We start from the raw sequence: 24,411 nt of genomic DNA, 5'->3' as shown, positions 1-24,411 counted from the left end.
ATTCGAGCAGGTGTCCTCGACCACCGCGCCCGTACCCCGGCCCGCGGCAACCAGTGCTGTGCTGCGACGGGGTCTGCGCGTCATCTGGAGTGGGATGCGCGCGCAACCGCGCGCGACCGTCTTCGCCGTCGTCGGTTCGGTCCTGTGGGCCTCCGCCACCGTCGGCACCGCGTGGGCGATCGGCTGGGTCACGGACACCGTCATCGAGCCGGCCGTCACCGCGGGGTCGGTCGCTGCGGGGGGACTCTGGCTGATCTTCGGCGTCCTCGTCGCGATCCTCGCCGTCAATGTCGTCGGAGTGATCCTGCGGCGGGTCTTCGCGACGGTCGCCGGCTTCAACCTCCAGGCCGGGTACCGACGGGGCGTGACGCGTCAGTACCTTCGCTTGCCGCTGTCCTGGCACCACGCCCATCCGTCCGGCCAGCTGCTGTCCAACGCGCACGCCGACGTCGAGGCCACCTGGCAGGTCTTCAACCCCCTGCCCATGGCCATCGGCGTCATCGTCATGCTGATCATCGCCGGCACGATGATGGTGTTCCTCGATCCCGTCCTCGCCTTCATCGGGCTGCTCGTCTTCCCGGGCCTGTTCCTCGCCAACGTCATCTTCCAGAGATTCATGTCGCCGCGCATCACCCGGGCGCAGCAGCTGCGCGCGGAGGTGGCGGAGGTCGCCCACGAGTCCTTCGAGGCCGGACTGATCGTCAAGTCGATGGGCCGCGAGGACGAGGAGACCGAACGGTTCCGGACCCGGACCTACGCCTTGCGCGATTCGCTCATCCGCGTCGGTCGCACACGTGGGACCTTCGAGCCGGTCATCGAGGCGATTCCGACGCTCGGCACGCTCGCCGTGCTCGGGGTCGGCACATGGCAGGTCGCGAGAGGGGAGCTGACGGCCGCCCAGGTGGTGCAGATGGCCTACCTGTTCTCGATCCTGGCCTTCCCCGTGCGGGCCCTCGGCTGGGTTCTCGCCGAGATCCCCCGCTCGGTCGTCGGGTACGACCGCGTGCAGCGGGTGCTGCGGGCCGAGGGGAGCATGGAGTACGGCGAGCGGACCCTCCCCCCTGGGGAAGGGCCGGCGTCGGCGGCGCTCCACGACGTGGTCTACCGCCACGAGGGCGAGGACCACCCCACCATCCACGGCGTCTCCCTCGAGGTGGAGGCCGGCAGCACGACGGCGCTCGTCGGGCCGACCGGTTCCGGCAAGACCACGTTGGCCAACCTCGCCCTGCGACTCGTCGACGCCGAGGCCGGATCGGTGCTCATCGACGGTGTCGATGCGCGGCGGCTCGCCCACGGGCAGATCCCGGCGGTCGCCACCCTCGTCGCCCAGCAGACCTTCATGTTCGACGACACCGTCCGCGGCAACGTCACCCTCGGTGAGGAGGCCACCGACCAGTCGATCTGGGACGCGCTGCGCATCGCCCAGGCTGACCCGTTCGTCCGGGCACTGCCCGCCGGTCTCGACGCCGTCATCGGTGAGCGCGGCGGCACGCTCTCCGGCGGTCAGCGGCAGCGCATCGCGCTGGCGCGGGCCATCTGGCGGCATCCGCGTCTGCTCGTCCTCGACGATGCGACCAGTGCCGTGGACCCGTCCGTCGAGCAGGCCATCCTCGCGGGGCTGCGAGAGGCGCGTGAGGGCATGACCGTCCTGGTCGTCGCCTACCGGATGGCCACGATCCTGCTGGCCGACCAGGTCGTCTATATCGAGCAGGGCCGCGTCGTCGACCGCGGGACGCACGCCGAGCTCATCGGCCGGTGCACCGGCTACGCCAACCTCGTGCAGGCCTACGCCCGTGAGGCCGCCGAGCGGGCGGCGGTCGCGGCGACCGAGGAGGAGACGTCATGAGCGGGGTCGAGGAGTCGGAGGAGGTCGGCGCGAGCAGCCGGATCGAACAGCAGAGCGCACTCGGCACCATGGCGACGCTTCGGCGGGGATTCGAGCTCTCGCCCGAGATCCGGGTGGGTCTGGGTCTGACGATCGCCCTGGCCGTGGTCGCCACCGTCGGTCGGGTGATCATCCCGTTCGTCGTCCAACAGACGACCGACAACGGGATTCTCGCCGAGGGCGGACCCGACGTCGCCTTCGTCGCGAGGGCGATCGGGATCGCGGCCGGGGTCGTCGTCGTGACCTCGCTCGCGCAGTACGCCGTCAACGTCCGCCTGTTCACCGCGGCGGAGTCCGGGCTGGCGACACTGCGGATGAAGGCCTTCCGGCACATCCACGACCTCTCGGTGCTCACCCAGAGCACCGAACGGCGGGGGGCGCTGGTCTCGCGGGTCACGAGCGACGTCGACACCATCTCGATGTTCGTCCAGTTCGGCGGGCTCATGCTGCTCATCAGCGCGGCGCAGATCTTCCTCGCGACCGTGCTCATGGTGGTCTACAGCCCGATCCTGGCGCTCGTCGTCTACCTCTGCTTCGTCCCCTTGGTCTTCCTCGTACGGCGCTTCCAGCCGATGCTCGGCCGGGCCTACGGCGCGGTGCGGGCGCGGGTCGGAGACATGCTCGGCGCGATCAGCGAGTCCATCGTCGGCGCGACGACGATCCGGGCCTACGGCGTGGAGGAACGGACCGCCGAACGGATCGACGCCTCGATCGAGGAGCACCGCGCCTCGGCCATCCGGGCGCAGATCCGCTCCGTCATCGCCTTCGTCTCCGGCCAGGCGTTCGCCGGGTTCACGACCGCCGTCGTGCTCGTCGTCGGGACAGTCCTCGCCACGCGAGGTCAGATCACTCTCGGCGAGCTGCTCGCGTTCCTCTTCCTCGTCAACCTGTTCACCCAGCCGGTCCTCATGGCGACCGAGATCCTCAACGAGATGCAGAACGCCGTTGCGGGCTGGCGCCGGGTCATCGGGGTCATCGACACCCCGGCGGACGTCTCCGACCCCGGGGACGACGGAGTGGTGCAGCAGCGGGGACCGATCACGGTGCGGTTCGACGGAGTCTCGTACGCCTACCCAGGCGGGGACCTCGTTCTTCGCGATGTCGACCTGACGATCCCACCGCATACCAAGGTGGCGGTCGTGGGGGAGACCGGCTCGGGCAAGACGACGCTGGCCAAGCTGCTGACCCGACTGATGGATCCCGCCGGCGGACGGGTGCTGCTCGACGGGGTCGAGCTGCGGCGGATCGCCTTCCGAAGCCTTCGCGAGCGCGTCGTGCTGGTGCCGCAGGAGGGATTCCTGTTCGACGCGGACCTGGCGGACAACATCCGGTTCGGCAAGCCGACCGCGACCGACGACGACATCGCGCTCGCCATCACCGAGCTCGGCCTCGATGCGTGGATCGAGGGCCTGCCGCACGGGCTCGCCACCCAGGTGGGGCAGCGCGGTGAGTCGCTGTCGGCCGGGGAGCGCCAGCTCGTCGCGATCGTACGGGCCTATCTCGCCGATCCGGATCTCCTCGTGCTCGACGAGGCGACCTCGGCGGTCGACCCGGCGACGGAAGTGCGGGTCCAACGCGCCCTCGACGGCCTGACCCGAGGCCGCACGTCGGTCGCGATCGCACACCGGCTCTCCACCGCCGAGGCCGCCGACGTCGTAGTCGTCGTCGACCGCGGCGAGATCGTCGAGGTCGGAGCCCATCGTGAGCTCGTCGGCGCCGGCGGGGTGTACTCGCGGATGCACGACTCCTGGTCTGCCCAGCAGGCCGGCTGATCGCGAGGCCGGGGCGCGCTCAGCGTGTCAGTTGCGGGGCGTGAGCCGCCGGCTGGTGCACCCCGGCATCGGGGATCCGGATCAGGAGGCTGAGCACGACGCCGACGAGCGCGATGACGAACGGGTACACGGCCACGGCGACACGAAAGGCCAGGCCCGGGTCGGGGCCGGGTTCAGCGCCTGAGTAGTAGCCGAACAGGAAGCCGAGCGAGCCGAGTCCGATTCCGGCCGTGGCGCCGGTCAGGCGGCTGAAGATGCCGAAAGCGGAGAGGAACAGGCCCTCCCGGTGCTGACCGTGGCGGCGGACGTCCTCGTCGAGCACGCGGGCCTGGATGAGGTCGTTGGTCGCCAGGAGGCCGGACCAGCCGATCGCGACGACCCCGAGACCGAGCACGGCTTGGATGAGGGAGTCGGCGAAGTAGAAGGGCACGAAGCCTGCGGCGAGGAACATGTACGCCAGGCGCCAGGCGAACGGCGCGCCGCGCCGCCGGACGAGCGCCGTCCAGGCGGGCAGTCCAGCGGCGGCGATCGCGATCGACGAGCCGATCAGCCACAGGGAGTATGCGACGGGCAGGCCGAGCGAGTACTTCACGTAGAGCTGGACACCGGCGAGCACGAAGGCCAGCGGGACCAGATAGCAGGCAGTCGCGACGCCGACGAGCCAGAAGTGCGGGTTGCGCAGGATCGTCCGCGCGCCGGTGATGAAGCCGCTGTGGTCTTCGACCACCCTCGCCGGGTCCTCTCGCACACCGAGTGCCATGAACAGCAGTGCGACGAGGGCGATCCCCGCGTACAACAGCGCCGTCGTGCGGAACCCGTCCGGGGAGTCATCCGAGCCGAACAGGCTCGTGGTGAGGAACGGCGTCGCGGCCAGGGCAATGGCGAAGGCGAGGAGCTGGAAGGCCTGGCGCAGGGAGTTCGCGCCGGCCCGTTCGTGCTCGGCGGGAAACAGCTCGGGCAGGAGTGCGTTGTAGTTCGCCGCGTACATCGAGTCCGCAGCCTCGGTGAGGATCGCGAAGACGGCGAACCACGCGACCAGGGCGAGTCCGTCCACCGTGGACGGTACGAAGAAGTAGCCGACGAAGGCGGCGGCGAGGAGGACCGACCCGACGACGAGCCACGGGCGCCGCCGCCCCCACCGGCTACGCGTGCGGTCCGACAGGTGCCCGAGTACCGGGTTGTCGATGGCGTCGATGACCGCGTAGACGGCCATCACCGCGCCATAGGCCCGCACGTCCAGGCCGAGGATGTCGACGTAGAAGAGGAGCGTGGTGACGCGGACGGTGTTGATCGGGATCGACAGCCCGAACATGCCGAGCGCGTAGCGCCAGGTCGGCATCGACCGCGCCTGCGTGGGACCTGCCCGGCTCATCGCCACACGCTAGCGGGTGGGGTTCGGACCTATGCCGGCGCCCTGCCGGTTCAGCCGGTCGAGATGATCACGGACGTCAGGGTCTCGGAGTCCACCCGGTGCCAGTCCCCGTGCAGATGGCGCACGGTGCTCCGGGGAACGGCCGCCGCGACCGCCTCGGACCATTCCCGCAGCGGAGAGCCGCTTCCCTCGCTGACGAGGACGAGGGTCGGCACCTCGACCCGGGCGAGAACCTGGCGCGTGACGGATTCGGTGACACTCGCGTCGTAGAGCAGAGTGTGTGCCAGGGCCTGGAGACCGTCCCACGCGGGGTGCGCCCGAAGACCGTCGATCCACTCCTCGGGAACGCCGATCGCGCGGTTGAAGAACTCGACCGCCTCGGCGCGTCGACCGGCTCGGACAAGCCGGTCGAGCTCTGCCGTGAATGCGGTGTCAGGTGGCCCGTCGAGATCGACAGCCGGCTCGAGCAGGACCAGGCGTTTCAGGGAGACGTGTCCTGCGGCTGCGTGAAGCGCGAGCGCGGCACCGGAGGAGAACCCGAACAGCATGCTCGGCTCCGCTGCCAGCTCGGTGACCGCCGCGATGTCCTCGACCTCCCGCTCGACCGCGTAGGGCGCCGTATCGGTGCTGCGTCCGCGGCCTCGACGGTCGTACGTGAGCACCGTGAACCGCGTAGACAGGGCATCGACGACGTCCGCGAGCGGTCGCATACCGCTGAAGGCGCCGGCGGGGTCGACCACGACGACCGGAGGTCCGGAACCGTTCATCTCGACGCTGAGGAGGGTGCCGCCCGCGGATCTCGCGACTGTTCCCATCTCGGACCTTTCTGAACTGGTGAGTACAGATACAGACGGTGGCATCCGGATTCTGTACTGTCAAGTACATGTCCGATCGTGTGATGCCCGCCCGTTCGCGACGCAAGCGACGCGCCATTCTCGACGCCGCGCTCGAGGCCTTCCTCGCAGGCGGCTACGACGCCGCCAACCTCGACGCGATCTCCTCGGCCGCCGGGGTGTCGAAAGTGACCATCTACCAGCACTTCGGCAGTAAGGAGGGGCTGTTCGTCGCGTTGATCGAGGAGGAGATCCACCGAGCCGAGCACGAGTCCGACGAGTATCTGGAAGCGCGCACCGACTCGCCGGACGTGGAGGAGGATCTGCGGTCATTCGCCCGTGAGTTCCTCGAGACGGTGATGTCGCCCCACCTGGTCGCGATGCGGCGACTCGTCGTCGCGACCGCGCCGAGGTTCCCGGCGCTCGCGGAGGCATGGTTCCGCAATGGACCCGAGCGCGGGTATGAGACTCTGGCGGACCTGTTCCGCCGCCTGGACGAACAGGGACGGCTACGAGTGCCGGACGCGCGTGTGGCCGCGCGGGCGTTCACGTGGCTCCTGCTCGGCGCGCCACTGAACGAGGCCATGTTCAGGGTGGACTGGGCCGGGAGCGATCCGGAACAGCGTGCCGCTCTCGCCGACGACGCCGTGGAGGTCTTCCTGATGGCCTACGGCCGGACCGGTCCTCGACAGGCGGACGGGGAAATGCTCCCCTAAGGTCGTCCACGGCATCGTGTGGATGCTGACGAACGTGGATGCTGAAGAACATCGTGTGGATCGTGTCGTATCGACGTCATGCCGTTCGTGGAGATGGTGAGACGACCCACGAGGGTGGCCTCCGCCGGGCCCGCCCCGGCGACGATCGACTCCGAAGGAGAATGCAGTGGCACGGTATCTGATCAGCTTCAACGACGAGTGGGTGCGAGAGCACACCGGCGACGAGCTACAGGCCAAGGCCCGGGCCAGTCGAGCGGTGATCGACGAGATGACCGACGCGGGGGTCTTCGTGTTCGCCGACGGTGGTATCGATGCGTCCACGGTCGTCTGCAGCGTCGAATCCAGGGATGGGAAGGCCGTGTTCAGCGACGGTCCCTACGCCGAGACCAAAGAGCACCTGGGCGGATTCACGGTGGTCGAGGTCCCGGACGACGATGCGGCGCGGTACTGGGCGGGTCGGCTCGCGGTCGCGCTCGACTGGCCGCAGGAGGTGCACCGCTTCCCGAGTGCCATTCGCCTCGATGACGCCACGGCTGCGGAGCGCTGAGCGACATGCCCCGGTACCTTTTGTCCGGATTCGGTCCGGCCGAGCCGGCGTCATTCGGTGGTTATCCGTCCCAGGCGGAGATGCTCCAGGCGTTCGACGACACCGGTGTCTTCAACGACCGGCTGGTCCGCGACGGCCACTTCGTGTTCGCCGACGGTCTTCAACCCGCCGACACCGCGACCACGGTGGACGGCCAGGCGGACTCCCCGGTCATGACCGACGGCCCGTACCTGGAGACCAAGGAACATCTGGCCGGGTTCTGGGTCATCGAGGCGGCGGACCTCGATGTCGCGATCGCCCTGGCGGCGGAAGGCTCGAGAGCGTGCCGCGGCCGTGTCGAGGTACGTCCGTTCCACACCGCTGACTCCATCCAGGCGCTCCGGGAGTCGTGACACCCGGCGACGTCGATGAGGTGCTGGCGCGTGTCCATCGCGAGGAGTGGGCGCGGCTCGTGGCGGTGCTCGCGCGCCGCTTCGGTGACCTCGACCTGGCTGAGGATGCTGCCGGGGCGGCGTTCCTGGAAGCCGTTCGCCGGTGGCCGAACGACGGTGTGCCCGCCAACCCGGGCGGGTGGCTGACGACGGCCGCGTCCCGCAAGGCGATCGACCAGCTGCGCCGCGAGTCCGTCCGTGGCGTCAAGTACCAGGCGGCCCACATGCTCGACGACCGAACCCCGCCCGAGCCCACCGGCCCGGTGGACGACGATCGACTCCGACTGGTCTTCGTCTGCGCCCACCCGGCGCTCGCCATGGAGGCCCGAGTGGCATTGACCCTCCGGCTGGTCGGAGGACTGACCGTCAAGGAGATCGCGCGTGCCTTCCTCGTCGGGGAGACCGCGATGGCTCAACGGATCACCCGGGCGAAGGCGAAGATCAAGGCGGCCCACATCCCCTACACCCTCCCCGACGCCGACGCGGTGCGAGAGCGTCTCGGCGGGGTCCTCGCCGTGGTGTTCCTCATCTTCAACGAGGGGTACCTCGCCGGCGCCGGCGACGATCCACTTCGTCCCGAGCTCACGGACGAGGCGATCCGTCTGGGTCGACTCCTGCGAACACTCCTGCCCGACGATGGCGAGGTGGCCGGACTGCTCGCCCTGATGTTGCTCACCGACGCACGTCGCGACGCACGGGTGGATCCCTCAGGGGAACTGGTCACCCTGGCCGAGCAGGACCGGGGTCGATGGGACCCGGGGCAGATCGCGGAAGGACTCACGCTGGTCCGTGAGCGCCTCGCGGCGGTCGCGGCGGGCGCTCCGGCCCCTGGCCGGTACCAGCTGCTCGCCGCGATCAACGCGGTGCACGCCACTGCGTCATCCGCCGCGGACACCGACTGGGGGCAGATCCTCACCTTGTACGACCGCCTGCTCAAAGTGGACCCGTCGCCGATCGTCCGGCTCAACCGCGCGGTGGCTCTGACGGAGCTCTACGGACCTGACTCGGGTCTGCGCGAACTCGACCCCCTCGTTGCGGTCCTCGACGGGTACCACGCCCTCCACGCCGCCCGTGCCGAGTTGCTCCGGAGGGCGGGCCGCAGTGACGAGGCAGCCACCGCATACAGCAGGGCCATCGCACTGACGGGGAACCCTGCGGAACAGGCCTATCTCGCTCGCCGCCGGGCTGAGCTCGACCGATGACTCCCAGGGATCGGGGCGCCATGGCGACGGACCGGCCCTTCCATCCGGCCCCAGACACCTGCTTGAGTTGGGCTGGCGCCCGATCCGCAGGTCGCCCGGCCCGGGTGCGCCGGTCGTGAAGCGCTCAGGAGAGCCGAGTCGATGGAGGTGTCGTGGCCCTCGATCGCGACCGTCCCGGGCCTCCGACCCGGGACGTGCTCGGTGACTGGACGCTGACCTGTGGCGTCGTTGCTCTGGTCCTGGTCATCGTCCCGGTCATCGGCGATGTCCTCGCGGCGCCGGTCGCGGTCGTTGCGGTCGCCCTCGGCGTCGTCGGTCTCGTTCGCGAGCACCGAGGCGGTCCGTTGCACACGTGGCGCACCCTGGTCGGTGGGCTGCTCGGTGCTGCGGCCCTCCTCCTCGTCGTGGCCATGTTCGCCGCGACCGGCGGAGTGGGCTAGCGCGGCCCGGGCAACGGGTCGAAAACCGGTGGTGGTGAGGCTTCCGAGGTGTCGATGATGGTGCGGTGGATCGAGGAACCATGAGCAGCATCGCCCATCGGAGGCATCCAGTGGCCGCTCCCCCTCGGAGGTGACGGTCGAGCGCCTGCTGACTCGTCTGGACGTGCTGAGCGGCTGGACGGTGGTGGACCTCGCCTGCGGCCCGGGGCCTGGGTGCGTCGGCCGGTCGCAGCCCGCTCGGACCTGCCCGTGACAGCGATCGACGTGGTGCCGCCCGAGATCCATCCTCCCGACTCCGTGGACTCCTCCGGGGGTCGACCGGGCGGGGGCGACACGAGCGGTCACGGAGTCTGGCTTCGAGATCGTCGACGGGCACATCAGCACCGCGGGAGGAGTGGGACGACTACGAATGGAGTTGGAGCGGCCCGAGCCCACCGCTCTGCGTGGCTGGAGGCCTACCGCCACGCCCTGGGGTTCGTCACGATCGTCGTCCAGGATCACCCGCCCGCTGACGGGTGAGATTGCCACCCCGGATCGGCGGCCTCGGCGACCTCACGAGGGCGCAGCGAGACCGTCATCCGGAGTGCGGTGACCGCGTCCTGGACGGCAGCGTGGCGCCCCGTCGGGTTTCACACGGTAGAGGGTTGGGTGGCTCGTCAGCGCCTTCACCCCCGAAGTGCGCTGAGCACCTCCTCGGTCGTCACCACCGTGGCGAACTCGCCGTGCAGGTTGGTGGCGGTCGCACGCGAGAGCTCGTCGGCGGTCAGGAGGGTGCCGTCGGGTGACTCTCGGTCGAAGGTGTGTGTCGCATCCAGGGCGAAGTGGACGGTGTAGCCGAGGTTGCCGCCGACCCTGGCCGTCGTCTCGCAGCAGTGGTTCGTCGTGATTCCGGCGATGACGACTCCGGTGACACCGGCCCTCGTAAGCCACTCGTGCAGGTCCGGGCTGCCGTGGAAGGATGAGTTCACCGACTTGCTGATGACCACGTCAGGTCGATGTTCCCCGAGGTAGGGCTTGAGAGCGTTCCCCTCCGACGCGGGGTGCAGCGGGCTCGACGGATCCCGGGAGTCGTGGCGGACATAGACCACCGGTCGGCCGCTGCGAGAGAAGGCCTTGATGAGCCGGGCGATGTTGTCATCGCACGCGGGATTGTTGCGCCGTCCCCATGTCGGGTCGTCGAAGCCGGACTGGACGTCCACGACGACCAGGGCGGTGTCGGCGGGCAGCGACGTCGGCATGGTTCTCCTCGGGGGCGGTGTCGGAGCGCACGTGCGAACCCGTGGGCACTCGGCGGAGCCAGGTGAGCTCACCTGCAGGAACGCCCCCATGATGGCCTATCCGTGGAGAGGGTGCGACACCCCGTCGTTCGACCGAATCTCGGTGACAGGGCGGGCAGGACGGGTAATACTGTCGCGAGTGAGTGGTCCGACGGGGACGTTGACGATGTTGTTCAGCGACATCGAAGGGTCGACCTCGCTGCTCCACGGCCTGGGATCCCGGTGGGGTGAGGCGCTGTCGGCGCAACGGCGCATCCTGCGGGCCGCGTTCGAGGCCCATGACGGTCGGGAGATGGGAACCGAGGGGGACAGCTTCTTCGTCGTGTTCACGTCAGCGCAGGATGCGGTGGCGGCGGCGATCGCCGGACAGCGCGGTCTGAGGGAGCACGAGTGGCCGGGCCAGGTGCCGTTGCGGGTCAGGATCGGACTGCACACCGGCGAGCCGGAGTGGCATGACGACGACTTAATCGGCATCGACGTGCACCGCGCAGCCCGGATCGCCGGTGCCGCTCACGGCGGTCAGATCGTCGTCTCTGAGTCCACCGAGAGACTGGTGGCCGGCTTCGGTGGCGAATTCCGGCTGCGTGATCTCGGGTTTCACCGTCTCAAGGACCTCACCGAGCTCGAGCACCTCTTCGACGTCCAGGCGCCTGGAGTCGAGGACGAGCATCCGCCGATACGGAGCCTGGGAACGGGGGCGAGCCTGCCGACGTACGCGACGGAGTTGATCGGGCGCTCCGACGAGGTCGCTGCGATCTGCGAGTCGATCGACATGGACAACGTGCGGCTGGTGACGTTGACCGGCACCGGTGGGACTGGCAAGACCCGGTTGGCCGTCGCCGTCGCCGGTGAGCTCGAGCGCCGGCACGCCCGCGACACCTACTTCGTCCCCCTGCATGCCTACGACCGGCGGGCCCTGATGTGGGCCGGAATCGCCGACGTGCTGAGCGCCCCGGCGGATGCACACCAGTCACCGGAGGAGCGGGTTCTCGACTTCCTCGCCCACCGCTCGGCTCTCCTCGTCCTGGACAACCTCGAGCAGATCGCGGATGCGTCGGAGGTCGTCAGCCGACTGCTGACGACAGCCCCGGGGGTGAGGATCCTGGCCACCTCGCGTCGCCCCCTGCACCTGGCCGACGAGCACCTCTACCCGGTCGCACCCCTCCCCGTCCCTGACCTTTCCGCTGACCGGAGGCCGGACGAGCTCGACACCGGAGCCGTTGCGTTGTTCCTCCGGCGCGCACGGATGGTCAAGCCGACCTTCGCGCTGACCCCGGCCAACGTCGCTGACGTGGTCGCATTGTGTGAGCGACTCGACGGTCTACCCCTCGCCATCGAGCTGGCGGCGGCACGTTCACGTCTACTCAGCCCCAAGGCACTGCTGCATCGGATCGACGACCTACCGACCGAGGCGGTCGTGGTCGGCGACCGATCAGAGCGGCACCGCACCCTGTGGGCCACGATCTCGTGGAGCTATGACCTCCTCGATCCGCACAGTCAGCGCGCGTTGCGCCAGCTCGGTGTCTTCTCGAGCCGTTTCGACCTCGACGCCGTTGCGGACGTCGTGAGCACGGACGGCCGTGACCCGCTCGACGTCGTCACTCACCTGATCGACGCCAGCCTGCTCGAGATCGTGGAGGGACCGGACGGGGAGCCGATGATGTTCATGCTGGAGACCATCCGGCGTTTCGCGCGTACCCGCCTGGAGGAGTCGGACGAGCACGACCAGGTGCGGCTCGCGCATGCCCGATGGTCCCTGCAGGTCGCAGCAGAGATCAGCTCGCTGTTGACCGGGCCACGGCAGATGAGCGCGCTCGACCGGATGGAGGCAGTCGAAGAGGACATCCGTGCTGCGCTCGACTGGTGCCTCGCCCCGACCGTCGCACCCGCCGGTGAACGCGCTATCTGCGGCTACGCCCTGCTCGAACCGATGAACTCGTACTGGTACCGGTTCGGCTACATCGCCGAGGGCCGTGGGTGGCACGAGCGGGCGCGACGCCTCCTCGCCGGCGATGACGTGCCCGACAGCCCGGAGGTGGTCGACGCGCTGCACGGGCAAGGGGTCCTCGCCGTGCAGCAGCTGGATCTGTCGTCGGGAAGCCTCGCCCTCGAGCGAGCGTTGGCCATGGCGCACCGTCTCGGTGACCTCGAGCGGGAGGCGAGGGAGTCGAACAGTCTCGGTATCGCGCGGCGCGAGGCCGGGGACCTCGAAGAGGCTCGTGCGCTGATCGAGCGGAGTCTGTCGATCGCGCGTCGGGTGGGCGACCGGCACCGGGAGGCCATGGCGCTGACCAATGTCGTGCACATGCAGCTCGACGCAGGGGACTACTCGGGTGCCGTCACCGCCGCTCGCACCGCGATCGAGCTGGTCACGGCGCTAGGGGACCCCTGGGGTGTCGCGATCAACCAGGGCAACCTCATCGTGGCGTTGCTCCACTCCGAAGGTCCGGAGAGCGCCTCGGCCGTCCTTCGGGAGGTGGCCGCCGACGCAGTGGCTCTCGGTGACACCGAGTTGTCGATCGACCTGCTGGACGCTGCCGCCGCGGTGGCCGCCGGAATGGGATCGCCTGAGGTGGCAGCGACCCTGCTCGGCACCTCAGAGACGCAGCGAGAGGTGGCCGGTATCCCCCGTCCGGTCCCCGACCAGCAGCATCTCGACCGCTTCATCGAACCCGCCCGCACGACGCTTCAGGACGGCCTGTGGACGGCGGCCTTCACGAAGGGGTCTTCGATGTCCATCGAGCAGACGATCGCACTCGCCACCTCGGCCATTGGGATGCCAACGCCGACGAACCCTTGAAAAGCGCGGCGGAAGCCGACACCATGAGCCGGAACACCCACACGACCGAGGAGGACCTGTGACCAGGCAAGACGCAGTGCAGAGCTGGTGGGATGGCTTGAGCAGCGAGGAGCAGGACGAGTTCATCAGGTCGGGGGACGCGGGCGAGCCGAATGCGGCGATGCAACAGTCCATGCAGCGGGCCGGCCTGGTCGATGAGGGCAGCGGCGGCATCCCCGACAACGTCCTCCAGCACCTTGCCGAGAAGCGTGGTGGCGGCCCGGATGGCGGCAAGATGTGGCATTGACCGCGTTCTGCAGCGGAGCGGTTGAGGCCAGGTCGGCGCGGTGAGTGAGACATCGCTCGCCGCCGACCTCGTCCTCGAAGGCGGCGGGGTCCTCGGCATCGGCCACGTCGGCGCGATCTCGGTGCTCTCGGAGGCTGGATACACCTTCCCGAGAGTCGCGGGCACGTCGGCCGGTTCGATCGTGGGGGCGCTGGTGGCAGCCGGCATGCCAGCGTCTCGGATGACCGACATCATGACGACCGTGGACTACCGGCGCTTCGCCGACCGGTCCGTGCTGGACCGGATTCCGGTCGGTGGGCCGCTGCTGTCCCTGCTGACGGACGACGGTGTCTTCGAAGGTGAGTATCTGCGGGAGTGGCTCGGCAACCTGCTCGTCGACGAGTGCGGAGTCGAAACGTTCGGCGACCTCGCCATCGAGGACGACCCGCACACCTCGCTCCCGCCCGAGCGCCGGTACCGGCTCGTCGTCACCGCGACCGACATCACGAAGGGTGAGCTCAGGTACTTCCCGTGGGACTACGAGCCTGCCTACGGCCTCGATCCGGACCGACAGCTCGTGGCCGACGCCGTCCGAGCGTCCATGTCCATCCCGTTCTTCTACGAGCCGGCCACCTTGACCGCCGCTGACGGCACGACGTCGACCCTCGTCGACGGCGGCGTCCTGTCCAACTTCCCGATCGACGTTCTCGACCGAACCGATGGCCAACGGCCGCGCTGGCCGACATTCGGGGTCAAGCTCCTGCCGGTCCTCCCCATGGATGCGGCCAAGCTCCTTCCGATAGCGGGGCTGTTCAAGCACGGTCCGGTCGCGCTGGCCGCGAATGTCGCGATGACAGCGATCGTGGGCCGGGACCAGGCTCATCTCGCAAAGCCGTGGGTCAAGGTCCGGACCATGCAGGTCGACACCGCTGGGGTCAACCCGGTCGACTTCGGCCTCAGCCAGGCCCAGGTCGCAACGCTGTTCGCGAACGGCCGGACGGCGGCCAGCCGGTTCCTGGCCGCATGGGACTGGGAGGACTACCTAGACACCTACCGCACCTGGGAGTGAGTGGTGGGGCGTGTCGGGCTTGAACCGACGACCGACGGATTATGAGTCCGCTGCTCTGACCGACTGAGCTAACGCCCCTCGGCGCACAGGCTACACAGCCGCGACCTCGGTTCCGATCGCAGGAGCTCGACCGGTCCTCCCGCGCGATCGCCCCTCGGTAGAGAGAGCCTAGCAACGGGTACTGGTGCCACTGTGCAACATGGTGCAGAATAGGCGAACGGTGACATCTGCTTACTCCCGTGACGGGTGTGACAGATGGATCCGGTGACAACCGCATACCGAGCAGCAGACCGGATCCAGGCTCAGCACGACTGCCGTGGCGTTGGGGAAGACGTCCATCGCAGGTGAGGAGACCCGGATGTCCGTGCTACCCAACCCCACCGGCGCGTCCCGCGCCGGCTGGACCCGTGGCGTCGTGTTCATCCACGCGACGCCTAAAGCGCTGTGCGCCCACATCCAGTGGGCGCTCGAGAGCGTGCTCGGTTCGCGGGTCAGCCTCGACTGGCGCGACCAGCCCGCCGGGCCCGGAATGATGCGGGCCGATCTGTCATGGACCGGCGCCCCAGGCACCGGCGCCGCCGTCGCGTCCGCGCTCAAGGGCTTCGCCGGTATCCGCTACGAGATCACCGAGGACGCGAGCCCCGGAGTCGATGGCGCCCGGTGGTCCTACACACCCAGCCTGGGGATCCTGCACACGCGCACCTCCGCGAACGGAGACCTCGTCATCGGCGAGGACCGGCTGCGCGAGATCATCCGGCTCGCCCAGGGCAGCGGCGAGGCGATGGCCGAGATGATCGAGGAGTGCCTCGGCTCCGACCATGACGCCGAGTTGGACATCTTCCGGCACGCCGGCGAGGGCGCCCCAGTCCGCTGGCTGCACAAGGTCGGCTGACCGGGGCAGGACTCCCACGCCGCCCGCGCGACGGCCCACTTTCACGGCCGAGGCCCCCGGAGACCGACGTCCCGGGGGCCTCGAGGTGCACCGTCAGCTGCCCGCCTCAGAGCGGGATGTTCCCGTGCTGTCCGCGTCGCTGCGGGGCCGCGGCGAGGGCCCGCACGAGGGCCGAGCGCGTCGCGGTGGGCTCGACGATCTCGTCGACGACTCCCATCTCGACCGCCCGCGGCAGACCCCCGGAGAGCTTGTCGTGCTCGTCGGCGAGCTGCTGCTCGACGGCCGGGCGGTCCGCATCGTCCACCTCCGCGAGCCGCCTGCGGTGCAGCACCCGGATCGCGGCGACCGAGCCCATCACGGCCACGTGCGCGGTCGGCCATGCAAAGACGCGCGTCGCTCCGAGGGCGCGAGCGTTCATCGCGATGTACGCACCCCCATAGGTCTTGCGGGTCACGAGAGTCACCCGAGGGACCACCGCCTCGGCGAAGGCGTGCAGCAGCTTGGCGCCTCGGCGGACCACGCCGTCCCACTCCTGGCCGACGCCCGGCAGGTAACCGGGGACGTCGACGAGGACGACGAGCGGCACCCCGAACGCATCGCACATCCGCACGAACCGCGCCGCCTTCTCCGCCGAGGGGGAGTCCAGGCACCCGCCGAGCCGCATCGGGTTGTTCGCGATGACCCCGACGGTCCGGCCGCCGAACCGGCCCAGCTGTGTGACGATGTTCGGTGCCCACTTCGGGTGCAGCTCCTGCGTCGGCGCACCGTCGTCGAGGAGGTCCTCGATGACCGGATGCACGTCGTAGGCCCGCTTGCTCGACTCGGGGAACTGCGCGGACAGGTCCGAGTCCACGACGCCGTCGGCGTCGAACGCTCCCTGGTTCACGAGGAGGTCGCAGAGGATCCGACCGCGCGCGTAGGCGTCGTCGGTGGAGTCGGCGAGCACGTGCACGACGCCGGAACGCCGACCGTGCGGCTCCGGACCACCGAGGCGCAGTGCGTCCACCGACTCACCCGTGACGGAGCGGACGACGTCCGGTCCCGTGACGAAGATGCGTCCTTCGGGAGCGAGGATGACGATGTCCGTCAGGGCCGGCCCATAGGCCGCCCCACCGGCCGCCGCGCCGATGACGATCGAGATCTGCGGCACCACGCCCGAGGCGCGGGTCATGATCGCGAACACCTCGCCGACGGCGTGCAGTGAGGCCACGCCCTCGGCGAGGCGGGCCCCACCGGAGTGCCAGATGCCCACGACCGGGATGCCGTCGGCCAGCGCCCGCTCGTAGGCCGTGAGGATGACCTTGCATCCCTCGATGCCCATCGCCCCGCCCTGGATCGTGGCATCCGAGCAGAACGCGACGACGGGCGCCCCGTCGGCCGTCCCGGTTGCGGCCAGGAAGCCTGAGTCGTCCTCGGGGGTGATGAGCTCCAGCGAGCCCTCGTCGAAGAACGCGGCGAGCCGGGTCCGCGGGTTGCGCGGGTCGTTCGCCTTGTCGACCTTGGGTCGGGTCGCCGCTGACGCGGCCGCCGACGCCTCGTTCGGCTGGCGCGCCATCAGGCGCTCTTCACGACGAGGGCGACGTTGTGACCGCCGAAACCGAAGCTGTTGTTCAGCGCCGCGATGTCTCCGTCGGGGAGCCGGCGGTGCTCGCCGTGCACGACGTCGAGGTAGATCTCGGGGTCCCGGTCGTCGATGTTGATGGTCGCCGGGGCGGTGCGCTCGGTGAGCGCCAGGATGGTGAGAATGGTCTCGAGGGCTCCGGCCGCACCGAGCAGGTGCCCGGTCATCGACTTGGTCGCGCTCACGCACATTCCGTCGGCCGTCTCGCCGAAGGCCCGCCGGATCGCGTTGGACTCGGCGATGTCACCGACCGGGGTCGAGGTCGCGTGCGCGTTGACGTGGACGATGTCGGAAGCGCTCAGTCCCGCGCGCTCGACGGCCTCCACCATCGCCCGGGATGCGCCGGCGCCCTCCGGCTCAGGGGCGGCGATGTGGTGTGCGTCGGCGGACATACCGACCGAGGCGACCTCCGCATACACCTTTGCGCCGCGCGCCTTGGCGTGCTCCTCGGACTCGAGGACGACGATGCCGGCGCCCTCTCCGAGGACGAAGCCGTCGCGGCCGGTGTCGTACGGACGAGACGCACGCTCAGGCTCGTCGTTGCGGGTGGAGAGCGCCTGCATCTGCGTGAAGCCGGCGAAGCAGATCGGGTGCACGGCGGCCTCGGTGCCGCCGGCGACGACGACATCGGCTCGGCCGGACTTGATCATCTCCATCCCCAGCCCGATCGACTCAGCGCCCGAGGCGCAGGCCGAGACCGCTGTGTGGGCACCCGCGCGGGCGCCGAGGTCGAGCGAGACCGCGGCGGTCGCGGAGTTCGGCATGAGCATAGGGACCGACAACGGGAAGATCTTGCGGGTCGTCTTGCTCTCCTTGAGGATGTCCCACTGGTTCAGCAGGGTCCACACCCCGCCGATGCCGGTGCCGACCACGACGGCGAGTCGCTCGGCCTCGACGTCGGGCGCGCCGGCGTCGGCCCAGGCCTCGCGCGCCGCGATGAGGGCGTACTGGCCGTTGGGGTCCTGGCGGCGCACCTCGACCTTGGTCAGGACCTCGGATGGGTCGGTGTGGATCAGGGCGCCGAAGGTGACCGGCAGGTTGTACTCGGTGACCCAGTCGAAGGTCATCGGACGAGCGCCGGACCGGCCGGCGAGGATCGCCTGCCAGGTCTCGGGGACCGTGCCGCCGACCGGCGTGGTGGTGCCCATGCCGGTGACGACGACGCGCTTCGGGGTACTCACGTTGTGTGCTCCTCGCGAGGGGTGGTGGGTCGAGTGGTGAGGGGTGGCCGGTGGTCGTTCGGGTGCGGCTCGGTCGCCGTTCCGCCCGCCGGATCCGGTATGCGCTGGTCGGCTCGTGCGCCGCTCGCGCCCTGGTCGAGGCATGGCGCGGGCCGGGTGCTCGGGCTCAGCGCGGCTCGGCCCGCGGCCCCGAGGCCGGCCGGATCACCGGCCCCGGGTAGGGCTCCCGCGTCAGCTCTGGTTGGCGGAGATGTAGGTGACGGCGTCGCCGACGGTCGAGAGGTTCTTGACCTCCTCGTCGGGGATGCGGACACCGAACTTGTCCTCCGCGTTGACGACGATGGTCATCATCGACAGCGAGTCGATGTCGAGGTCGTCGGTGAAGGACTTGTCCATCTGGACGGACTCGGCGTCGAGGCCGGTCTCCTCGTTGACGATCTCGGCCAGTCCGGCGAGGATCTCCTGCTCACTCATAGCCATGGGTGTCACTCCTTGATGGTTGTGGTGGGGTGTTGCTCGGTCGACGGTCCGGGTGGACCTGGTCGGGGTCGTACTCGGCCCGAGAACCCGCGGGCCGGCGGGGGATCTAGGGGAGTCGGATGACCTGCGCGGCGTAGGACAGCCCGGCGCCGAAGCCGAGCTGGAGCGCCAGGCCACCCCGGGGGGCGAGACCCTCGCGGAGGAGACGCTCGGTGGCGAGGGGGACAGAGGCGGCGGAGGTGTTGCCCGACGTCTCGATGTCGCGGGCGATCGCCACGTCGGCGGGCAGCTTCAGCTGCTTGGCCATGGCGTCGATGATGCGCATGTTGGCCTGGTGGGGGATGAACGCGTCGAGGTCGGCCACCGTGACGCCTGCGGCGTCCAGGGCTCGCTGAGCGACCGGGGCCATTCCCCAGACGGCCCAGCGGAACACGGTCTGGCCCTGCATCACGATGGCGGGCCAGCCGAGATCCTGGTCCCGGACGTCGATCCAGCTGTCGCGCTGGGCGATGGCGTCCCAGTTGTTGCCGTCCGAGCCCCAGATGGTCGGCCCGATGCCCTCGCTCTCGGTGGGTCCGATCACGGCCGCACCGGCGCCGTCGGCGAAGATGAACGCCGTTCCGCGGTCGGTCGGGTCGGTGAAGTCCGAGAGCCGCTCGACGCCGATGACCAGCGCATACTCGGCCGTTCCGGACCGGACCATGTCGCTGGCGAGCGTGATGCCGTGGCAGTAGCCGGCGCAGGCGGCGGAGATGTCGAACGCGGCGGCGGTGTCGGCTCCGATCCGGATGGCGACTAGCGGTGCCGCCGCAGGCGTCTGGTAGGGGTGCGAGACCGTCGCCACGATGATGCAGCCGATCTGCTCCGGGTCGATGCCCGCCATCGCGATGGCGTCGCGGGCGGCCGCCTCGGACATGTCGACCACGCTCTCGCCGTCGCCGGCGAAGTGCCGGGTGATGATGCCGGAGCGCTCGCGGATCCACTCGTCGTTGCTGTCGAGGACCTGGCAGATCTCGTGGTTGTCGACGACCCGTCGCGGGCGGTACGCGCCGATGCCGAGGATGCCCGCGTGCCGGGCGCCGGACACGGTCGAGATCGACCCGGTGCCCTTGGGGTGCGGGGCGCCGGAGTCGTCGGCCGACGTCGGGGAGTGGCTCTTCCTGCGAAGCAGAGACATGGCTGTGGTTCAGTTCCCTTCGGGGTGGAGTCGCAGGACCGGCTGGCCGGGTGCGACCGGGTCGCCGTCCTCGGCGAGCCACTCGACGATCGAGCCACCGTGGGGGGCGGTGACCTCGTAGGTGTCGCGCAGCGACGACACCGTCGCGACGACGTCGCCGGCGGCGACGACGGAGCCGAGCGCCGCGTCGTTGTGCGACAGCGTGCCCTTGGCGGGCGAGATGACGAGGCGCCACGTGGGCTCGACGGCGTCCTGGCGCTCCTCGCCGTGCTCGGCCACGAGCCGGTGCGCCTTCTCGAGGTCGTCGGGCGTGCGGAGTGCGACCGTCTCGACGCCCGGCAGGGCCCGCTTGGCGAGGTTGGTCAGGGTTCCGGCCGGCGGCACCTCGATGATGGCCGTCGTGCCGAGCTCGCGCAGCGTCTCCATGCACAGGTCCCAGCGCACCGGGTTGCTCACCTGGGAGACGAGGCGGGAGAGCACTTCGCGGCCGCCGTGCACGACCTTGCCGTCGGCGTTGGACACCAGCGGCACCCGCGCGTCGTGGGTGGACATCGCCTTGGCGAAGCCGGACAGCACGCTGACGGCGGGGGCCATGTGCTCGGTGTGGAAGGCGCCGGCGACCTGCAGGGGGATGACCCGGGCCTTGGCGGGGGGCGCCTCGGCGAGTGTGCTCAGCTGCTCCATCGTGCCCGCGGCCACGATCTGGCCGGCACCGTTGTTGTTGGCGGGCGTCAGTCCGTGGGCGGTCAGGGTGTCCGCCACCTCGTCGGGGTCGCCGCCGAGGACCGCGCTCATGCCGGTCGGGCGCACGGCGCTCGCGGCGGCCATCGCCTTGCCGCGCTCGCGGACGAACACCATGGCCTGCTCGGCGGAGATCACGCCCGCCGCACTGGCAGCGGTGATCTCACCGACGGAGTGCCCGGCTCCGGCGGCCACCCGCCGAAAGCCGTCCCCAGGGTGCTCGAAGAGGGTGAGCATCGACACCAGGCCCGCCATGACGAGGAGTGGCTGGGCGACGGCGGTGTCCTTGATGGTCGCCTCGTCCGAGGTGGTTCCGTGGGCGACGAGGTCGAGGCCGGCGACGGCGGAGAGCCACTCGGCGCGCTCCCGCACACCGGGGATGTCGAGCCACGGGGTGAGGAAGCCGGGTTTCTGTGAGCCCTGGCCTGGGCAGACGATGACGAGCACCATTCCAGGTTGGCGGCTCCGCCGTGACCGTGCCGTGACCGAACGGCACGAACATCGGGGACGCGAGTTGGAGGGTTCCCACAAACCGTCGCTGCCGGTGCCGCTCAGAGCCCGGCCGGGGCGCGCGCCCCGCGCGGCAGTCGAGAGAGCGCGAGGGCGATGCGCACGGTGAACGCGTCGTGCGGGTCGCCGAGGTCGTAGCCGGTGACGTCGACGATCCGGCCGAGCCGGTAACGGACCGTGTTCGCGTGGACGAACAGCCCTCGCGCCGTGGCCTCGAGGTTGCCGCCGGTGTCGAGGTATGCGGTGGCCGTCTCGTAGAGGTGGCCGCCGCTGGTCTCGAGCAGGGGCCGCACGATGCGGTCGCCGAGCGCGGCCCGGGCCGGGAGGTCGCCGATCAGGGCGCGCTCGGCCAGCAGGTCGTCCGCCCGTGCCGGCCGCGGCACGTCCGGCCAGGCCGGGGCTGCCGTGTGGCCCGAGATCGCGGCCCGGGCCGAGCGTCCCGCGGCGAACAGGTGGGGGACGACGGGCCCGACCACCACAGGTCCCTCGCCGAACACGGCGAGCAGCGACCGGGCGACCGTGAGGTCGTCCTCGACGTGGGCGAGGATCGCGATCAGCCGAGGACCCTGTACGGCGACGAGCGCGGCGAGTCCGAGCCGGTTGGTCTGCCGGTGGACGATGTCGACCACGCCGAGCCCGGCACCGGCACGCGGGGGAGTGGTGCCGACGATGACCGCCACATCCGTCGCCGATCCCCAGCCGAGCGCGGTGGCCCGACTGCGGATCGCATCGTCGGCCTCGCCACGCAGGACCGAGTCGACCACGAGGCTCTCGAGCCGGGCATCCCAGGCGCCGCGAACCTCGGCGGCCGCCGCATACACCTCGGCCGCCGCGAAGGCGATCTCCCGGGAGTACACGAGGACCGCCTCATGGATCGCCCGCTCGTCCCGCGGGTCGACGATCCCGTCGACCTCCCGCTCGACGACCGCGACGACGGTGCGCACCAGGTCGAGGGTCTGCTTGAGGCTGATCGATCGGGTCAGCTCCTGCGGCGCGGTGCCGAACACGTCGGCGGTCACCGGGCGGGTCTCGCCCTTGCTGCCCAGCCAGGAGAGGAAGGCGGCGATGCCGGACTGGGCGATGAGGCCGACCCAGGAGCGGTCCTCGGCGGAGAGTCCGCGGTACCACTCGTGCGTGGTCTCGACCTCGCGGGTTGCCGTCGTCGCCAGGTCGCCCGCGCGCCGGGCGATCGCCTCGCGGGACCGAGCCGAGACGCGGATCCGGGAGGCTGCCATGGCATCAGGCTAGTTGTATGCCCTCCACAACGGTTCGCCGAGGGCGGGGGTCACTTCTTCGACGGCTTGTTCCAGGCGTGCAGGGCCGCGGGGATGAGGAAGACCACCCACGCGACGTACCACATGCCGGTTCCGAAGCCGATGACGAAGAACGCGATGACGGCGAGCGGCCCGCTCGCGGACTCCAGTCGGTCCATGACCGTGGGCTCACGTCTCGGGGCGGCGACGACGTCGCCGCCCGCGGCCGGCTCGTATCGGCCCGGCGGCGCCACCGGCGCCTCGTCGGCCGGGTCCAGCTCGCGGCGGGGATCGTCCTCCGAGCCCTCGTGCGGATCCTCAGGCGTTCGCTGGGTCGACATACCTGCCACTGTATGCCCGCCGCGGCTCCCGCGGAACGTCCGACGAGGGGCCGGCCGAGAGGGCAGGACCCGCCCTGGCCGTGGCGCGCGCTCCGCGGCGGGTCGTGCGCTCTCGACGGAAGCGGCCGGGGAAACACCGGATGACGAGGGCGGGGAGGTTCAGTCGGTCCCGAACTCCATGGCCGCGCGGTCGAGGGCGTCGTCGATCTGGTCGACGTCCTCCGCGGCCGGGTTGGCGGTGATCTCCTCGCGGCCACCGGGCGGCAGCGCGCCGAGGAGGATGCCGTTCTCGACGAGGACCTGACCCTCGTCGAGGGGCTGGGTGGCGTACAGCTCGAGCTTGTCGCGCGTGTCGGCGATGTCGAGGTTGCGCATGGTGAGCTGGCCGATCCGGTCGGACGGGCCGAACGCGGCTCCCTCGGTGCGCTCCATGGACAGCTTCTCCGGGTGGTACGAGAAGGCAGGACCGGTCGTGTCGAGGATCGAGTAGTCCTCGCCGCGCCGCAGCCGAAGCGTCACCTCGCCGGTGACGACCGAGGCGATCCAGCGCTGGATGGACTCGCGCATCATCAGGGCCTGGGGGTCGAGCCACCGACCCTCGTAGAGGAGCCGGCCGAGCCGGCGTCCTTCGGCGTGGTAGTTGGCGATGGTGTCCTCGTTGTGGATGGCGTTGAGCAGCCGCTCGTAGCCGATCCACAGCAGCGCCATGCCGGGCGCCTCGTAGATCCCCCTGGACTTGGCCTCGATGATCCGGTTCTCGATCTGGTCCGACATGCCGAGCCCGTGCCGGCCACCGATCGCGTTGGCCTCGTGGACGAGGGCCACGGGGTCCTCGAACGTCGTGCCGTTGATCGCCACGGGCCGTCCGCGCTCGAACCGCAGGGTGACGTCCTCGGTCGCGATGTCGACCCCCGGGTCCCAGAACCGCACGCCCATGATCGGCTCGACGATCTCGAGGCTGACGTCGAGGTGCTCGAGGGTCTTGGCCTCGTGGGTGGCGCCCCAGATGTTGGCGTCGGTCGAGTAGGCCTTCTCCTGCGCGTCGCGATAGGGCAGGTCGCGCGCGGTGAGCCACTCGCTCATCTCGTGCCGGCCGCCGAGCTCGGTGACGAAGTCGACGTCGAGCCACGGCTTGTAGATCCGCAGCCGCGGGTTCGCGATGAGGCCGTAGCGGTAGAACCGCTCGATGTCGTTGCCCTTGAACGTCGACCCGTCGCCCCAGATGTCCACGCCGTCCTCGTGCATCGCGCGCACGAGGAGCGTCCCGGTCACCGCTCGTCCGAGCGGGGTGGTGTTGAAGTACACCCGTCCGCCGGAGCGGATGTGGAAGGCGCCGCTGCTCAGCGCGACGAGCCCCTCCTCGACGAGGGCGGAACGGCAGTCGACGATCCGGGCCGCCTCGGCGCCGTACTGCATCGCACGCTCCGGGACCCCGCTGATGTCGGGCTCGTCGTACTGGCCGATGTCGGCCGTGTAGGTGAAGGGGACCGCGCCCTTCTCACGCATCCACGCGACGGCGACGGAGGTGTCGAGACCTCCGGAGAAGGCGATGCCGACGCGCTCGCCGGCGGGCAAAGAGGTGAGGACTTTGGACACGAATGCAAGT

At 70.1% G+C, this 24,411-nt stretch carries 23 protein-coding genes and 1 tRNA gene; 12 read left to right on the top strand and 12 right to left on the bottom strand.

The genetic code is table 11. The annotated features are described in order from the left end of the window. The first annotated feature begins 10 nt into the window (after positions 1 to 10). Positions 11 to 1,846, top strand: a complete 1,836-nt coding sequence (locus GA707_RS08990) for an ABC transporter ATP-binding protein (protein ID WP_370460026.1) — start codon at positions 11 to 13, stop codon at positions 1,844 to 1,846. After that, positions 1,843 to 3,657, top strand: coding sequence for an ABC transporter ATP-binding protein (locus GA707_RS08985; protein WP_152178079.1), 1,815 nt, complete (start codon positions 1,843 to 1,845; stop codon positions 3,655 to 3,657). The genes GA707_RS08990 and GA707_RS08985 overlap by 4 nt, the downstream gene beginning before the upstream one ends. Positions 3,658 to 3,676: 19 nt before the next feature. Here the strand turns inward: GA707_RS08985 and GA707_RS08980 are convergent, their stop codons facing one another. Both GA707_RS08980 and GA707_RS08975 read right to left on the bottom strand, forming a co-directional pair. Next, complete coding sequence (locus tag GA707_RS08980) at positions 3,677 to 5,029, bottom strand: MFS transporter (RefSeq protein ID WP_152178078.1); 1,353 nt, start codon at positions 5,027 to 5,029, stop codon at positions 3,677 to 3,679. Between the two features lie 50 nt (positions 5,030 to 5,079). Next, entirely contained in the window at positions 5,080 to 5,844 is a 765-nt protein-coding gene (locus GA707_RS08975; RefSeq protein ID WP_226963654.1) for an alpha/beta fold hydrolase, read from the bottom strand. Between the two features lie 68 nt (positions 5,845 to 5,912). On the opposite strand from GA707_RS08975, the gene GA707_RS08970 reads away from it, so the two are divergent. From GA707_RS08970 to GA707_RS08950, 5 genes are all read left to right on the top strand, one after another. Beyond that, positions 5,913 to 6,578 carry a TetR/AcrR family transcriptional regulator gene (locus GA707_RS08970; RefSeq protein ID WP_152178077.1) on the top strand — a complete coding sequence of 222 codons (666 nt, stop codon included), beginning with the start codon at positions 5,913 to 5,915 and terminating at the stop codon, positions 6,576 to 6,578. A gap of 166 nt (positions 6,579 to 6,744) precedes the next feature. Then, positions 6,745 to 7,125, top strand: a complete 381-nt coding sequence (locus GA707_RS08965; RefSeq protein ID WP_152178076.1) for a YciI family protein — start codon at positions 6,745 to 6,747, stop codon at positions 7,123 to 7,125. Between the two features lie 5 nt (positions 7,126 to 7,130). Next, a complete protein-coding gene (locus GA707_RS08960; RefSeq protein ID WP_193315246.1) occupies positions 7,131 to 7,517 on the top strand; it encodes a YciI family protein in 387 nt (128 codons plus the stop codon). Further along, positions 7,514 to 8,758, top strand: a complete 1,245-nt coding sequence (locus GA707_RS08955) for an RNA polymerase sigma factor (RefSeq protein WP_152178075.1) — start codon at positions 7,514 to 7,516, stop codon at positions 8,756 to 8,758. The genes GA707_RS08960 and GA707_RS08955 overlap by 4 nt, the downstream gene beginning before the upstream one ends. 152 nt (positions 8,759 to 8,910) lie before the next feature. Beyond that, complete coding sequence (locus GA707_RS08950) at positions 8,911 to 9,198, top strand: hypothetical protein (RefSeq protein WP_152178074.1); 288 nt, start codon at positions 8,911 to 8,913, stop codon at positions 9,196 to 9,198. Between the two features lie 665 nt (positions 9,199 to 9,863). Here GA707_RS08950 and GA707_RS08945 read toward each other — a convergent pair. After that, the gene (locus tag GA707_RS08945; RefSeq protein WP_152178073.1) at positions 9,864 to 10,436 is read right to left on the bottom strand and encodes a cysteine hydrolase family protein; all 573 of its coding nucleotides are present in this window, start codon (positions 10,434 to 10,436) and stop codon (positions 9,864 to 9,866) included. Between the two features lie 178 nt (positions 10,437 to 10,614). Between GA707_RS08945 and GA707_RS08940 the strand changes: the two genes are divergently transcribed. Genes GA707_RS08940 through GA707_RS08930 form a run of 3 tightly spaced genes read left to right on the top strand, consistent with a single transcriptional unit; the run spans position 10,615 to position 14,609 of the window. Beyond that, the gene (locus GA707_RS08940; RefSeq protein WP_193315245.1) at positions 10,615 to 13,275 is read left to right on the top strand and encodes a tetratricopeptide repeat protein; all 2,661 of its coding nucleotides are present in this window, start codon (positions 10,615 to 10,617) and stop codon (positions 13,273 to 13,275) included. Positions 13,276 to 13,333: 58 nt separating this feature from the next. Further along, on the top strand, positions 13,334 to 13,561 hold the full coding sequence (locus GA707_RS08935) for a hypothetical protein (RefSeq protein ID WP_152178071.1): 228 nt from the start codon (positions 13,334 to 13,336) through the stop codon (positions 13,559 to 13,561). Positions 13,562 to 13,601: 40 nt separating this feature from the next. Further along, a complete protein-coding gene (locus GA707_RS08930; RefSeq protein WP_152178070.1) occupies positions 13,602 to 14,609 on the top strand; it encodes a patatin-like phospholipase family protein in 1,008 nt (335 codons plus the stop codon). Position 14,610: 1 nt separating this feature from the next. Here GA707_RS08930 and GA707_RS08925 read toward each other — a convergent pair. Next, positions 14,611 to 14,687 (bottom strand) — tRNA-Ile (locus GA707_RS08925). Positions 14,688 to 14,967: 280 nt separating this feature from the next. On the opposite strand from GA707_RS08925, the gene GA707_RS08920 reads away from it, so the two are divergent. Next, entirely contained in the window at positions 14,968 to 15,501 is a 534-nt protein-coding gene (locus GA707_RS08920) for a DUF3145 domain-containing protein (protein ID WP_152178069.1), read from the top strand. 106 nt (positions 15,502 to 15,607) lie between these two features. On the opposite strand, the gene GA707_RS08915 is transcribed toward GA707_RS08920, so the two are convergent. Together GA707_RS08915 and fabF are read right to left on the bottom strand one after the other, a co-directional pair. Continuing rightward, on the bottom strand, positions 15,608 to 17,056 hold the full coding sequence (locus GA707_RS08915) for an acyl-CoA carboxylase subunit beta (protein WP_152178068.1): 1,449 nt from the start codon (positions 17,054 to 17,056) through the stop codon (positions 15,608 to 15,610). After that, entirely contained in the window at positions 17,056 to 18,303 is a 1,248-nt protein-coding gene (gene fabF / locus GA707_RS08910) for a beta-ketoacyl-ACP synthase II (RefSeq protein ID WP_226963653.1), read from the bottom strand. The genes GA707_RS08915 and fabF overlap by 1 nt, the downstream gene beginning before the upstream one ends. 5 nt (positions 18,304 to 18,308) lie before the next feature. Here fabF and GA707_RS21215 point away from each other — a divergent pair, with 5 nt between their 5' ends. After that, positions 18,309 to 18,524, top strand: coding sequence for a hypothetical protein (locus tag GA707_RS21215; RefSeq protein WP_226963652.1), 216 nt, complete (start codon positions 18,309 to 18,311; stop codon positions 18,522 to 18,524). A 10-nt stretch (positions 18,525 to 18,534) separates the two neighbouring features. On the opposite strand, the gene GA707_RS08905 is transcribed toward GA707_RS21215, so the two are convergent. From GA707_RS08905 to argG, 6 genes are all read right to left on the bottom strand, one after another. Further along, positions 18,535 to 18,783, bottom strand: coding sequence for an acyl carrier protein (locus tag GA707_RS08905; protein ID WP_152178066.1), 249 nt, complete (start codon positions 18,781 to 18,783; stop codon positions 18,535 to 18,537). A 106-nt stretch (positions 18,784 to 18,889) separates the two neighbouring features. Beyond that, complete coding sequence (locus GA707_RS08900) at positions 18,890 to 19,960, bottom strand: beta-ketoacyl-ACP synthase III (RefSeq protein ID WP_152178065.1); 1,071 nt, start codon at positions 19,958 to 19,960, stop codon at positions 18,890 to 18,892. A gap of 9 nt (positions 19,961 to 19,969) precedes the next feature. Then, the gene (locus tag GA707_RS08895; protein WP_152178064.1) at positions 19,970 to 21,148 is read right to left on the bottom strand and encodes an acyltransferase domain-containing protein; all 1,179 of its coding nucleotides are present in this window, start codon (positions 21,146 to 21,148) and stop codon (positions 19,970 to 19,972) included. A gap of 104 nt (positions 21,149 to 21,252) precedes the next feature. Continuing rightward, a complete protein-coding gene (locus GA707_RS08890; protein ID WP_152178063.1) occupies positions 21,253 to 22,446 on the bottom strand; it encodes a CdaR family transcriptional regulator in 1,194 nt (397 codons plus the stop codon). A 50-nt stretch (positions 22,447 to 22,496) separates the two neighbouring features. Then, on the bottom strand, positions 22,497 to 22,805 hold the full coding sequence (locus GA707_RS08885; protein ID WP_152178062.1) for a hypothetical protein: 309 nt from the start codon (positions 22,803 to 22,805) through the stop codon (positions 22,497 to 22,499). Between the two features lie 159 nt (positions 22,806 to 22,964). Further along, the gene (gene argG, locus GA707_RS08880; protein WP_152178061.1) at positions 22,965 to 24,401 is read right to left on the bottom strand and encodes an argininosuccinate synthase; all 1,437 of its coding nucleotides are present in this window, start codon (positions 24,399 to 24,401) and stop codon (positions 22,965 to 22,967) included. Between the last annotated feature and the right edge of the window lie 10 nt (positions 24,402 to 24,411).

Origin of the sequence: Nostocoides sp. F2B08, assembly GCF_009184895.1 — a bacterium.
In the GTDB taxonomy this organism is placed as follows: Bacteria; Actinomycetota; Actinomycetes; order Actinomycetales; family Dermatophilaceae; genus F2B08.
The sequence above is the reverse complement of the archived record's forward strand: the minus strand, read 5'-3'. Positions and strand labels throughout refer to the sequence as shown.